This window comes from Aromatoleum sp., from assembly GCF_032027225.1.
In the GTDB taxonomy this organism is placed as follows: Bacteria; Pseudomonadota; Gammaproteobacteria; order Burkholderiales; family Rhodocyclaceae; genus Aromatoleum.
Map to the genome: position 1 here is coordinate 144,625 of NZ_JAVSMM010000006.1, position 14,043 is coordinate 158,667.

Here is a 14,043-nt window from a genome sequence, read left to right on the forward strand (position 1 = left end):
GCCACCCCGTTCAGTCCATGCCGCGCAGCTCGCGCATCAGCACCGACAGCATCGCCATGTCGATCGCGCCCGCGGTCTTCACGTCCGCGAGCAAATGCCGGTAGCGCTCGACGTTCACGCGGTTGCGCTCCTGCCAGGCCGCGATGACCTCCTCCGGCGCCTCCACGCCGGGGCAGTGCTTCAACGCGTCCGCGGCGAGAATCCGCGCCTGGGTAGACAGTTCGAGACGCAGCGCGCCGCGCGCGAGCGCCTGCCAGCGGCTGTCGGCCGGCAACGCGCTGATCTGCAGCCCGAGCCAGTACAGATCGAGCTCGTCGCCGAGCGCGTAATAGATTTTCGCGACGGTCGCCTCCGGACGCCCGGTTTCCTCGGCGACCTCGACGAAATCGAGCGCGGAATACAGCTCGTCGAGCGATGCGATGCGGTGCGCGAGCGGCGCGGGCACGCCCTTTCCGACGAACGTGGCCGCAACGCCGTCGATGACTTCGAGGTACGCCGGGCGAACGAATTCACGCAGGCCCGCCGACAGGCCGGTGGCGCCGGACGAAAAATGGTCGAGCGTCCCCTGCAGATCGGCGAGCCGGCTGCGGTGGCGCAGGAACCACATCGTGCCGCGATGAACCAGGCGCACCGTCTCGAGGATCATCTCGGTCTGCACGGCGTCCGGAACGACGTTGTCGAGCGCCTCGATTTCGCGCCACGTCGGCACCAGCGCGAAGATTTCGCGGGTCGCCATGTATGCGCGCACGATGGCGGCCATCGGCTCGCCGGTTTCACCGTGCAGCCGGCTGACGAAGGTCGGACCAACGCGATTGATCATGCTGTTGACCACATGCGTCGCGATGATTTCGCGACGCAGCGGATGGCGCTGGATCTGCGCGGCGAAGCGGTCGCGCAGCGGGTTCGGAAAGTAGCGCGTCAGCGCGGTCGAGATGTACGGATCCTCGGGCACGTCGGATTCGAGCACTTCGTCGAAGAGCTCGATCTTGCTGTACGCGAGCAGCACCGCCAGTTCCGGCGTCACGAGACCGATGTGCGCAAGCGCGCGGTCGGCGATTTCCTCGTCGAGCGGCAGGTACTCGATCTTGCGGTTCAGCCGTCCCGCATGACTCAGCCGGCGAATGAATTCCGCCTGCTCGTCGAGCAGCGCACCGCCGCGCGAGCGGGTCACCGACAGCACTTGCGTCTGCGCGTAGTTGTCGCGCAACACGAGTTCGGCGACCTCGTCGGTCATCACAGCGAGCAATTCGTTGCGCTGCTTGCCGGTCAGGTCGCCTTCGGCGACGACGCTGCCGAGCAGGATCTTGATGTTGACCTCGTGATCCGAGCAATCGACGCCACCCGAGTTGTCGATTGCGTCGGTGTTGATCTTGCCGCCCTTCAGCGCGTATTCGATGCGACCGAGCTGCGTGACCCCGAGGTTGCCGCCTTCGGCGACGACGCGGCAGCGCAGGTCGGCGCCATTGACGCGCAGCGCGTCGTTCGCCCGGTCGCCGACCGCGGCGTCGGTTTCGCTCGTCGCCTTGATGTAGGTGCCGATGCCGCCGTTGTAGAGCAGGTCGACCGGCGCGGTCAGGATCGCGCGCACCAGTTCCGACGGCGGCAAGGCTTCGGCGGCGATGCCGAGCGCCTCGCGCGCCTGCGGTGACAGCCGGATCGACTTCGCGGCGCGCGGCCACACCCCGCCGCCTTCGGAGATCAGCGCCCGGTCGTAGTCGTCCCACGACGAGCGCGGCAGCGCGAAGAGGCGCTCGCGCTCGACGAACGAGGTTTCCGGGTCCGGCGTCGGGTCTATGAAGATGTGCCGGTGGTCGAACGCCGCGACGAGCTGGATTTTCCGCGAGCGCAGCATGCCGTTGCCGAACACGTCGCCGGACATGTCGCCGATGCCGACGACGGTGAAGGCCTGCTCCTGGGTGTCGAGCCCGAACTCGCGGAAGTGGCGTTTGACCGACTCCCACGCGCCGCGCGCGGTGATGCCCATCTTCTTGTGGTCGTAACCGGCCGAGCCCCCGGACGCGAACGCGTCGCCGAGCCAGAAGCCGTATTCGAGCGCGATCGCGTTCGCGTGATCCGAAAAGCTCGCGGTGCCCTTGTCGGCGGCGACAACGAGGTAAGGATCGTCCTCGTCGTGGCGGACGACGTCGCGCGGCGGCACGACCTTGCCCTGCACGCGATTGTCGGTGAGGTCGAGCAGCCCGCGCAGATATTGGCGGTAGCACGCGATGCCTTCGGCGAGCAGGGCCTCGCGGTCGCCCGCCGGCGGGTTCTTGACGACGAAGCCGCCCTTCGAGCCGACGGGCACGATGACGACGTTCTTGACGATCTGCGCCTTCACGAGACCGAGGATTTCAGTGCGGAAGTCCTCCATGCGGTCCGACCAGCGCACGCCGCCGCGCGCGACGCGGCCGCCGCGCAGATGCACGCCTTCGAAGCGCGGCGAGTAGACCGAAATTTCGAACATCGGCAGCGGCTGCGGCAGGTTCGGGATTCGCCGCGGGTCGAGCTTCAGCGAAAGCCAGGATTTCGGCTGCCCGTCGGCTTCGCGCTGGTAGTAGTTCGTGCGCAGCGTCGCCTGCACCATCGCGAGGAACTGCCGCAGGATGCGGTCCTCGTCGAGATTCGCGACTGCGTTGAGCGCTTCCTCGATGCGCGCGGCGAGCGCCCCGGCGCGCCCGGCCCGATCGGCGTCCTGCTGCGGATCGAAGCGCAGCGCGAACAGTTCGACGAGCTGGCGCGCGAGCGCCGGATGCGCGGCGAGCGTGTTCTCCATGTACGCCTGGCTGAACGTGAAGGCGGCCTGGCGCATGTGCTTCGCGTACGCGCGCAGCACGACGATCTCGCGCGACGTCAGGCCGGCGAGCAGCGTCAGGCGGTTGAAGTCGTCGCTCTCGATGTCGCCCCGCCACGCACGCAGGAACGCGTCGTGGAACAGGGGGCGCAGCCGCTCGATGTCAAGCTCCTCGGCGGCCTCGTACGCGAGCCCGAAATCGTGGATCCAGACGCAGCGCCCGTCCTGGCGCTCGATCTCCGACGGGTTCTCGTCGATGACCTTGACACCCATGCGTTCGAGCATCGGCAAGCTCTGCGACAGCGGCACCGGCGCGCCGACGCGATAGATCTTGAAGTTGAGCCGCCCGGGCCGCGCCTCTAGCGGGATGTAGAGGCTCATGCCGAGGTCGTCGTCGTCGACAAGTGACTCGATCTGCTCGACGTCGAACACCGCGACGCGTGGCGAATATTCCTCGCGATAGCCAGCCGGGAAGCCTTCGCCGTAGCGGCGCAGCAGCGCCATCCCGCGCTCCTCGCCGAAATGCTCGATCATCGCGCGGTGCAACTCGTCCTCCCAGCGTCGCGTCGCGCGCACGAGCCGCTGCTCGAGCTCATAGACGTCGTACGGCGGAATCGACGAATCGCGCGTGCGGATGATGATCAGCACGCGCGCGAGCGCGGACTCGGAGAACTGCACGTCGAAATCGGAACTCGTGCCGTTGAACGCTTCCATCAGCACGGCCTGCATGCGCAGCCGCTGGTCGGTCGTGTAGTGCTCGCGCGGCACGTAGATCAGGCACGAGACGAAGCGCGCGAACGGGTCGGCGCGCACGAAGAGCCGGGTGCGCTGACGCTCGCCCAGCCGCAGGATGCCCATCGCCTGATGGAAGAGCTCGTCGGTCGAGATCTGGAACAGCTCGTCGCGCGGGTAGCGTTCGAGGATCGTCAAGAGCGCCTTCGCGGCGTGGCTTTTCGGCATCAACCCGGCGCGCTCGATGACCGCCGCGATCTTGCCGCGCAGGAACGGAATCTCTCGCGGGCTCGCATTGTACGCAGTCGACGCGAGCAGGCCGATGATGCGCCGCTCGGCCCGCGCGTTGCCCTGCTCGTCGAACACCTTGACGCTGAAGCGGTCGATGTAGCCGGTGCGATGGACGGTCGAGCGCGTATTCGATTTCGTCACCGTCAGGAGCACGGGCAGGTTCGGCAGCGTCGCCTTGAGATGGGTGGGGAGCGCCGAGAACGACCGCGACACGCGTTCACCTGCGCGTTCCCGCAGCAGGCCGAGACCGGAGCCGGGGCGGATGTGCAGCTCGCTCTCGCCGTTCGCGTTGACGAGCTCGTAGTCGCGGCAGCCGAGCAGCACGATGTTGTCGTCGAGCAGCCATCTCAGGAAGGCGAGCGTTTCGGCGACCTCTTCGGCCGGTACCGGCGGATGGTTGTCCTCGATACCCTTCACGATCTCGACGACGCGCTGCTGCATCGCCGGCCAGTCCGCGACCGCAGCCTGCACGTCGCCGAGCACGCGCTCGAGCCCGTTGCGCAGCGCGTCGAGGTCGTTCGCTTCGGCGCGGCGGTCGACTTCGATGTGGATGATGGATTCGAACCGTCCCTGGTCCGCCTTCCCTTCTTCGGCGAGGCGCAGGTAGCGCCCGGAGCCGTCGCGCACGACGCGCATCACCGGGTGGATGATCAGGTGCAGCGTGAGCCCCTGCCGGTTGACTTCCATCGTGATGGAATCGACGAGAAACGGCATGTCGTCATTGACGATCTCGACCACCGTGTGCGTCGATTCCCAACCGTGCTCTTCGAGCTTCGGGTTGTACACGCGCAGCCGCGCGCCGCCGCGATGCCGTCGCACGAACTGCCAGTGACTGACGACCGCGCCGTAGAGGTCGTCGACGCTGCGGTCGGCGAGATCTTCCGGCGCGACCTGACTGAACCAGCGCCGCGCGAACGGCTCGACCAGCGCCGCCTCGTCTGCCGGCAGCTTCTTGGCGATCTGTTCCAGAACCGCGTCGAACTGCGCGGTGCCCGTTGCTGCCTCGCGTGACTTCATGCTTGTCTCCCGTCCCCGGAGGTCGTGCCGCGATACGCCGCGCGGTCCGACAAGGCCGCCGGACAATGTTCAGGCAACCATACTCGGATCGCTCAGGCGGCGAAAGAGGACAATTCGGGAAACGCGGCGGGCCGCCGCGGCAGGCGCCGCGCCCGGGAGGGGCGCAGCGACGGGGGCAGTCGAACCGGGAGCGGTCAGCCCTTCTTCTCGTTGCGCGAGCGCGCGATGAGTTCGTCGACGGTCTTCAGCATCTGATCGTAGCCGCCGGCGGTGCTCGCCGAAATGATGTAGCGGCCGTCGACCGCCATCATCGGCACGCCGCTGACCTTGTACGCCGCGGCGATCTGGTTCGAGCGCTGCACCTTCGACTGCACGCCGAACGACTTGTAAGTGTCGCTGAAACGTTTCGCGTCCATGCCGCTGCTCGCGACCCATTCCATCAGCACGTCCTCGCGGTACAGCGGGCGCTTCTCGTCGTGGAGCGCCGCGAACACCGCCGGCCCGCGCTTGGCGGCTTCGCCCATCGCGTCGAGCGTGTAGTAGAGGCGCGCCAGCGTCGTCCATTCGGCGCGATTGAAGGTGATCGGCACCTTGATGAAGTTCACGTCGCCCGGCAGACCTTTCGACCAGTTGTTCAGCAGCGGCTCGAAGTCGTGGCAGTGCGGACAGCCGTAGGAAAAGAACTCGATCACTTCGACCTTGCCCGCGACCTCGGTCGGCACCTTCGTGCCGAGCGTCTGGTACGCCTGGCGCTGCGCGAACGCGCCGGTGCCGAACGCGGACAGCGCGCCGAGCGCGGCAAGTTGCTTGAGTGCGAGACGACGATTCATTCAGTACTCCCGGGTTGATGACAGCGTGTCTGACGGCGCCGGATGCCAGGCGGTTCCCGCCATACGGATCGGGTAGGCTCCGGCGCCCGGATCAGGGGTTGCCCCTGACGACCGTCGCGGTGAAACCGGCCTCGGCGAGGCGCGTGCGGACCGGGTTCATGTCTTCGGGCTTCGCGAACGGGCCGATGCGCACGCGGTGCATCGTGCGTCCGTCTGGCAACTGCGCACGCAGCGCGCTCGCCTCGATGCCGTTCAGCGCGAGCTTGGCCTTGAGGTTGTCCGCTTCGGCCGGGTTCTCGAACGCGCCGATCTGCAGGTACAGGCGCTCGGGCGCCTGCGCCGGCGCGGGTTCGCGCGGCGGCGGCGCTTCGGTCGGCGCGCCGTTGCCCTGCGGCAGGATCTTGTAGAACTCGAAGTCCGGTTTCGTCACCGGCCGGTCGCCCGGCTTCCCGGGGAGCGACACCGGCGGTCGCGGCTCGTCGGGCGGCTGGGCGCGGTTCGGCAGCGTCGGCGAGGACGGCGACGCCGGCTGGAACGGCGACGAGCGGGTGAACCACCACGCGGCGCCGGCGGCGAAGAGCGCCCCGAGCACGAGGCCGATGAAGATCCCGACGATCACGCCGCCGCCGCTCTTCGCGGGGCGGCTGGATGTCCTGGATCGGGGCTTGCGGTCACGACTCACGAGATTCTCCGGAGGGGTCGCCGTTGTTTCGACGGCATTGCAGACGATGCGCGAGGCTTCACATCGACTCCGGCGCCGAGACGCCGAGCAGCGCAAGGCCGGTCGCGAGCACCCGGCGCACCGCCGCCGCGAGCGCGAGGCGCGCGGCGCGCAGCCCTTCGTCCTCGACTAGCATGCGTTCGGCGTTGTACCAGCTGTGGAATTCGCCCGCGAGGTCCTTGACGTAGAACGCGATCTGGTGCGGCGCGTAATCGGCCGCGGCGTTCTGGATCAGCTCGGGGAAACTGCCGAGGCGCGCGCACAGCGCGAGCTCGCGCTCGTTCTCGAGTCGGCCGAGGTCGGCCGCGGCGAGCTCCGCGACGTCGCCGCCCCACTGCTGCAGCACCGAGCAGACGCGCGCGTGCGCGTACTGCACGTAATAGACCGGGTTCTCGTTGCTCTGGCTCTTCGCGAGGTCGAGGTCGAAGTCGAGGTGCTGATCGCTCTTCCTCAGCACGTAGAAGAAGCGGCAGGCGTCGTTGCCGACTTCGCGGCGCAGCTCGCGCAGCGTGACGAACTCGCCCGAGCGCGTCGACATCGCGGCCTTCTGGCCGTTGCGGTACAGCACCGCGAACTGCACCAGCGCGACTTCCAGCTTTTCCGGCGGCAGGCCGAGCGCGGCGATCGCGCCTTTCACACGCGGGATGTAGCCGTGGTGGTCGGCGCCCCAGATGTCGATGATGCGATCGAAACCGCGCTCGTACTTGTTCAGGTGGTACGCGATGTCCGACGCGAAATAGGTATACAAGCCGTTGTCGCGCTGCACGACGCGGTCCTTCTCGTCGCCGAACGCGGTCGAGCGGAACCACTTCGCGCCGTCCTGCAGATAGACGTGCCCCTGGCGTTCGAGCTCGGCGACCGCGCGCTCGACGAGCCCGGTGTCGAACAGGCTCTTTTCCGAGAACCACTTGTCGAAATGCACGCCGAACTCTTCGAGGTCCGCGCGGCCGTCGCCGAGCTGCTCGTTGAGCGCGAAGCCGTGCACGAAGTGGTAATCCTCGCCGAGCAGCCGCTTCGCGTTCGCGATCAGCACGTCGAGGTGGTCCTCGCGCTGGTTCTTCGCTTCGTCGTCCTTGCGGTCGGCGACCGGCAGGCCGGGCGCGCCGTCGACGACCTGCTCCGCGGTGAAACCAGCGAAGCGGTCCTTGTGCGCGTCGCGCAGGTCACGCGCCATCGCGACGACGTAATCGCCCTGGTACGCGTTCGGCGGAAACGCGACTTCGACGCCGAACGACGCGAGGTAGCGCAGCCACGTCGACAGCGCGAGGATGTCCATCTGCCGGCCGGCGTCGTTGATGTAGTACTCGCGCGTGACGTCGCAGCCGGCGAAGTCGAGCACCGACGCGAGCGACGCGCCGTACGCGGCGCCGCGGCCGTGGCCGACGTGCAGCGGACCGGTCGGGTTCGCCGAGACGAATTCGAGCTGCACCTTGACGCCACGGCGTGCGCCGCGGCCGAACGACTCGCCGCGCGCGAGGACCTCGCCGACCACGGCGGTCTTCGCACCCGCCGCGAGCGTGAAGTTGATGAAGCCGGCGCCGGCAATTTCCGTCGTCGCGACGAGCGGCGACGCGGGCAGCTCGTCTAGCAGCTTCGCCGCGAGGTCGCGCGGGCTGCGACGCAGCGGCTTCGCGAGCTGCAGCGCGAGGTTCGTCGCGAAATCCCCGTGGCCGGCCTGTTTCGGGCGCTCGAGGTGGATGTCGGTGTCGGCGAGTTCCGGCGCCACACTTTTCAGCGCGGTACGCAGCAGGTCGGCGAGTTGGGCTTTCGGATCGGCGCTCATGGCCCTCGGCAAATCGTAAAAGGGCGAAATTATAGCGGATCGCCTACCGGCCACCCGGTCTCGATCGAAAAGCGCCGGCCGGGCATCGCTTTCGCACTCGACCCTTTCCGGCTAAAGTCCCGCCTTTCGTTTCTGTGCCTGTCCACGTGCGCCTGTTCCGCCTCGCCAAGATCATCACCGTGGCCCTGCGCTTCGGGCTCGACCAGATGGTGCTCGACGCCGATCCCAGTGGCCGGTTGATGCGCCTGTGGCACGCGGTGTTCTTCTGGCGCCATCCGACGGAACCGCGCGGCGTACGGCTGCGCCGCGCGCTCGAATCGCTCGGGCCGATCTTCGTGAAGTTCGGGCAGATGCTGTCGACCCGGCGCGACCTGCTGCCGCCCGACCTTGCCGACGAGCTCGCGCTGCTGCAGGACCGCGTGCCGCCGTTCCCGACCGAGGAAGCGCTGCAGCTGCTCGAGAACTTCTACGGCCGCCCGGTCGATGACGTCTTCGTCGATTTCGAACGCACGCCGGTCGCGTCGGCGTCCGTCGCGCAGGTACATTTCGCGAAGTTGCCGAACGGCACCGACGTCGCAGTGAAGATCCTGCGCCCGGGGATCCAGCGCGTCATCGCGCACGACCTCGCGCTGATGGACTCCGCGGCGGCGCTGCTCGGCCGGCTGTGGCCCGAGGCGCGGCGGCTGAAGCCGCGGGAAGTCGTCGCGGAGTTCTCGAAATACCTCAACGACGAGCTCGACCTGATGCGCGAGGCGGCGAACTGCTCGCAGCTGCGGCGCAATTTCATCGATTCGAAGCTCCTCGTCGTGCCGGAAGTGTATTGGGACTGGTGCGGCAAGACCGTGATGGTCATGGAGCGCATGCGCGGCGTGCCGATCTCGCAGCTCGCGACGCTGCGCGAACAAGGCGTCGACCTCAAGCAGCTGTCGCGCGCGGGCGTGGAGATCTTCTTCACGCAGGTATTCCGCGACGGCTTCTTCCACGCCGACATGCACCCCGGAAACATCTTCGTGCATCAGGACGGCCGCTACATCGCGCTCGATTTCGGCATCGTCGGCACGCTGAGGGAAGTCGACAAGAACTACCTCGCGCAGAATTTCCTCGCGTTCTTCAAGCGCGACTACAACCGTGTCGCGCGCGCGCACATCGAGGCCGGCTGGGTGCCGGCGCACACGCGCGTCGACGAGTTCGAGAGCGCGATCCGTGCGGTGTGCGAGCCGATCTTCGACCGGCCGCTGAAGGACATCTCGTTCGGCAAGACGCTGCTGCGCCTCTTCCAGACCGCGCGACGCTTCGAGATGGAAGTGCAGCCGCAGCTCGTGCTGCTGCAGAAGACACTGCTGAACATCGAAGGCCTCGGCCGCCAGCTCGACCCGGAACTGGACCTGTGGAAGACCGCGAAGCCCTTCCTCGAACGCTGGATGGACGAGCGCATGGGCTGGCGCGCAGTCTTGCGCGGCGTGCGCGAAGAGGCGCCCGCCTGGGCGGGCACGCTGCCGCAGCTGCCGCGCCTCGTGCATCGCGCGCTCCTCGCCCCGGAGCAGCAGCTCTCCGAGCAGCGCGAAGTGCTGATGCGCGTCGATACCGCACAGCGCCGCCAGGGGCGCATCCTGACGGTCGTCAGCGTGCTCTTCGCCGGCCTCGTCGCGCTCGAGCTCTACCGCCTCGCGGGGTGATCGCGCGGAAACCGACCTCGCTCGGACGGCAGCGATCGAATCCCGCTCGTGCCGCGTCCGTCGAATACCGCTCAAGCCGGCTCGTCGAATATCGCTCCTTCCGCTCGTCGAATACCGTCCGGGCCGTACCTTCGAATACCGTTCGGGCTGAGCCTGTCGAAGCCCGCCTTCATCCGGCTGAATCCTCTCGCCGGCTTCGGCCGCCCACGCCCTCGTACCTTCCTTAGTGCCCGCCCAGGCCGCTCGCGCCCGCTTGCCGCCCGGCCGCGCGTCGCATCCGCGACGCCCGCGCCGGGCGCGCGCTTTGCTGAACGATTCCCTTACCGCACCGTCGAACTTTCGATCGTTCTGACTTGTTCGTCCGCAGCGACTGCGACCAGGGAGGAAGGCCATGACCCATTCGGCTCCGCTTCATGTCTCGACTCACACGGAGGCGCTTGCGCCGGTGAAAATCATCGGCGTCGCCTCCGCGCTCGGCGCACCCGGCGCGGGCCCCGATGCCGCGCCCGCGGCGCTCGAAGCGTCGGGCCTCCTGCAACGCCTACGCGCGATGGGCATCGCCGTCGACTGGCACGAAACCCTGCTTCCGGACGCCGACCGTGCGCCGGGCACGACGCTCGAAGCGCGCATCGCGGCCGTCGGCGGAATCTCGCGGCGGCTCGCCGACAGCATCGCAGCGCTCGATGCGGATGCGTTCCCGCTCGTGCTCGGCGGCGACCACTCGGTCGCGATGGGCACCTGGCCGGCGGTCGCCGGCCGGGTCGGGCGGCGCGGCGAACTCGGGCTGATCTGGATCGACGCGCACCTCGACAGCCACACGACCGCGAGCACGCACTCCGGCAATGTCCACGGCATGCCACTGGCGGCGCTGCTCGGCGAAGGCAGCCCGCTGCTGACCGGAATCGGCGGGCCGCGGTTGTCGCCCGAAAACATCTGCATCATCGGCGCGCGGTCGTGGGAAGTCGAAGAGTTCGACCGCCTGAAGCGGCTCGGCGTGACCATCTTCGACATGGAGGCGATCCGCGAGCGCGGGCTCGCCGCGGTGTTTGCGGACGCGCTCGACGCCGTCCGACGCAACACCGTCGCGTTCGGCGTCACGATCGACCTCGACGCGCTCGACCCGGCCGCATTCCCGGCGGTCACCTGCCGTGAGCCGGGCGGCATCCTCCCCGAGGAGCTGTCGAGCACGCTGCTGTCGCTGCGCGCGTGCAGCGATTTCGTCGCGCTCGAGATCGTCGAGTACGTCCCGGATTTCGACCGCGCCGAAGTCGGCGCCGGGTGGGTCGCCGAGCTCGCGGGCGCCGCGCTCGGGCCGGGCAGCGACGCGCTGCGCGCGAAGGAGCGGCAGTTCGGCGCGCACAACTACGACCCGCTGCCGGCGGTGTTCCATCGCGGCGACGGCGTATGGCTGTGGGACGTCGAGGGGCGGCGCTATCTCGACATGATGAGCGCGTACTCCGCGGTGAGCTTCGGCCATTCGAACCCCCGCCTCGTGCGCGCGCTGCACGACCAGGCGCAACGCCTCGCGCTGACGTCGCGCGCCTATTCGAACGACCGCCTGCCACTGCTGCTCGAACGGCTCTCGGCGCTCTTCGGCTACGAGCGCGCGCTGCCGGTCAACACCGGTCTCGAAGCGGTCGAGACCGCGCTGAAAGCCGCGCGCAAGTGGGCCTACAAGGTCAAGGGCGTCGCCGCGGACCGCGCCGAGATCATCGTCTGCGAGAACAACTTCCACGGCCGCTCGATCACGATCGTCGGCATGTCCTCGGAGCCGCAGTACCGCGACGGCTTCGGGCCCTTCGCTCCCGGCTTTATCCGCATTCCGTTCGGCGATGCCGATGCGCTCGAAGCGGCGATCACGCAGCACACCGCGGCCTTCCTCGTCGAACCGGTCCAGGGCGAGGGCGGCATCATCGTGCCGCCCGACGGCTACCTGCGGCGCTGCGCCGAGATCTGCCGCCGTCACGACGTGCTGCTGATCGCCGACGAAGTCCAGACCGGGCTCGGCCGCACCGGCCGCCTGCTCGCGTGCGAACACGACGGCGTGCGGCCGGACGGAATCATCCTCGGCAAGGCGCTCGGCGGCGGCCTGCTGCCGGTTTCGGCCTTCCTCGCCGACTCGGCGGTGATGGACGTGTTCCACCCGGGCGACCACGGCTCGACCTTTGGCGGCAATCCGCTCGGGGCCGCCGTCGCGCTCGAAGTGCTCGACCTGCTCGAAGAGACACGGCCGTGGGAGCGCGCGGCGCACCTGGGCCAGCGGCTGATGAAGCGCTTCTCCGACGACGCGCCGGACTGCGTCACCGCCGTGCGGGGCCGCGGCCTCCTGGTCGGCATCGAGCTCGACGGCGCCAGGCTCGACGCGGTCACCGGCGCGCGCGTACTGCTCGCGCGCGGCATCGCGACGAAGGACACGCACCACACCGTGCTGCGCTTCGCACCGCCGCTCGTGATCGAAGAGGCGGTCCTCGACGAGGCCGCGGGAGTCATTCTCGACACCCTCGCGGAGGCCGCGCGACGGCGCGGGCAGCCGCTGCCCGGCTGATCCCCCACCGCTTCGGCGGACGATCTTCGGCATCGCAAAAATTCCACGAATTCAGGGGGTTTCACCACCCCCTGCGGTGGAATTCGTTGCTAAACTGCGGCCCGCAAATTTTCTCCAGCGCCGCATTCCCTGAAGAGTCCGCCCATGCTGATCGGCTTCGTCATCGCTTATCTACTGCTTTCGATCGCGGTCGGGCTTTACGCGGCAACGCGCGTCAAGAGCACGACGGACTACGTCGCCGCCGGCCGTCATCTCCCGCTCTACATCGTCACCGCGACCGTGTTCGCGACGTGGTTCGGCTCCGAAACCGTGCTCGGGATTTCGGCGACCTTCATCGACGAAGGCCTGCGCGGGCTGTGGTCCGATCCGTTCGGCGCGTCGCTGTGTCTGATCCTCGTCGGCCTGTTCTTCGCCCGCCCGCTGTACCGGCTTAACCTGCTGACGCTCGGCGACTACTACCGGCTGCGTTACGGCCGCACGGTCGAGGTGCTGTGCTCGTCCGCGATCGTCATTTCGTACCTCGGCTGGGTCGCGGCGCAGATCACCGCGCTCGGCCTCGTCTTCAACATCCTGTCGGACGGCGCGATCGCGAACGAGACTGGGATGCTGATCGGGGCCGGCATCGTGCTTGTCTACACGCTGTTCGGCGGCATGTGGTCGGTCGCGCTGACCGACTTCATGCAGATGATCATCATCGTCGTCGGACTGCTCTACATCGCGTGGCTCGTCGGCGACATGGCGGGCGGCGTCGACACCGTCGTCATGCACGCGACAGAGTCGGGCAAGCTGAACTTCCTCCCCGCGTTCGACGCGAAAGACATCATCGCCTTCCTCGCCGGCATCCTGACGATGGGCTTCGGCTCGATTCCGCAGCAGGACGTGTTCCAGCGCCTGAATTCGGCGCGCAACGAGAAGACCGCAGTGCGCGGCACGCTCCTCGGCGGATCCGGCTACTTCGTGTTCGCGTTCGTGCCGCTCTTCATCGCGTATTCGGCGACGCTGATCGACCCGGCACTCGTCGCTCGACTTCAGGAGACCGACAGCCAGCGGATCCTGCCGCAGCTGATCCTGCAGCACACGCCGCTCTTCGCGCAGGTGATGTTCTTCGGCGCGCTGCTGTCGGCGATCATGAGCACCGCGTCGGGCACGCTGCTCGCGCCGTCGGTGACCTTCTCGGAGAACATCCTGCGCGGCACCTTCGGCCGGGTCAGCGACCGCGGCTTCCTGTGGCTCACGCGCATCGTCGTCGTTGCGTTCGCGCTGCTGATCACCTGGTACGCGACGCATACCGACGAGAGCATCCACGGCATGGTCGAGAACGCGTACAAGGTCACGCTCGCGACCGCGTTCGTGCCGCTCGCGTTCGGCCTGTACTGGAAGCGCGCGAGCACCCAGGGCGCACTCGCGTCGATCCTCGCCGGCCTCGTCGTCTGGGTCCTGCTCGAAATCGTCGCCCCCGAGGCCGACGTGCCGCCGCATTTCGCCGGCATGCTCGCCGGCATCGTCGCGATGATCGCGGGTTCGCTGCTGCCGCAGACGCTCGTCAAGCCGACGCACGGCCACGTCGCGGCGCACCTCGAGCCGCAAGCGGAATCGCCGGGCGTCCGATAGGTTTTTCGCTGCACCGCGGCGCCGCGCCTTGATGCCCGTCAACGCG

At 68.1% G+C, this 14,043-nt stretch carries 7 protein-coding genes; 3 read left to right on the plus strand and 4 right to left on the minus strand.

What is annotated here, in order from left to right:
• Nucleotides 1–10: 10 nt before the first annotated feature.
• From ROZ37_RS09195 to argS, 4 genes are all read right to left on the minus strand, one after another.
• Nucleotides 11–4,831 carry an NAD-glutamate dehydrogenase gene (locus ROZ37_RS09195; RefSeq protein ID WP_312659020.1) on the minus strand — a complete coding sequence of 1,607 codons (4,821 nt, stop codon included), beginning with the start codon at nt 4,829–4,831 and terminating at the stop codon, nt 11–13.
• 194 nt (nt 4,832–5,025) lie between these two features.
• Nucleotides 5,026–5,661: a thiol:disulfide interchange protein DsbA/DsbL gene (locus ROZ37_RS09200; RefSeq protein ID WP_312659021.1), complete on the minus strand. Its 636-nt coding sequence runs from the start codon at nt 5,659–5,661 to the stop codon at nt 5,026–5,028.
• 91 nt (nt 5,662–5,752) lie between these two features.
• Nucleotides 5,753–6,343 carry an SPOR domain-containing protein gene (locus ROZ37_RS09205; RefSeq protein ID WP_312659022.1) on the minus strand — a complete coding sequence of 197 codons (591 nt, stop codon included), beginning with the start codon at nt 6,341–6,343 and terminating at the stop codon, nt 5,753–5,755.
• Between the two features lie 58 nt (nt 6,344–6,401).
• Entirely contained in the window at nt 6,402–8,165 is a 1,764-nt protein-coding gene (gene argS / locus ROZ37_RS09210; protein ID WP_312659023.1) for an arginine--tRNA ligase, read from the minus strand.
• Nucleotides 8,166–8,311: 146 nt separating this feature from the next.
• Between argS and ubiB the strand changes: the two genes are divergently transcribed.
• The 3 genes from ubiB (at nt 8,312) to ROZ37_RS09225 (ending at nt 13,997) form a co-directional block, all read left to right on the plus strand.
• Nucleotides 8,312–9,841 carry a ubiquinone biosynthesis regulatory protein kinase UbiB gene (ubiB, locus tag ROZ37_RS09215; protein WP_312659094.1) on the plus strand — a complete coding sequence of 510 codons (1,530 nt, stop codon included), beginning with the start codon at nt 8,312–8,314 and terminating at the stop codon, nt 9,839–9,841.
• A gap of 391 nt (nt 9,842–10,232) precedes the next feature.
• Nucleotides 10,233–12,386 carry an ornithine--oxo-acid transaminase gene (gene rocD / locus ROZ37_RS09220; protein WP_312659024.1) on the plus strand — a complete coding sequence of 718 codons (2,154 nt, stop codon included), beginning with the start codon at nt 10,233–10,235 and terminating at the stop codon, nt 12,384–12,386.
• A 144-nt stretch (nt 12,387–12,530) separates the two neighbouring features.
• Nucleotides 12,531–13,997 carry a sodium:solute symporter family protein gene (locus ROZ37_RS09225; RefSeq protein ID WP_312659025.1) on the plus strand — a complete coding sequence of 489 codons (1,467 nt, stop codon included), beginning with the start codon at nt 12,531–12,533 and terminating at the stop codon, nt 13,995–13,997.
• Nucleotides 13,998–14,043: the final 46 nt, after the last annotated feature.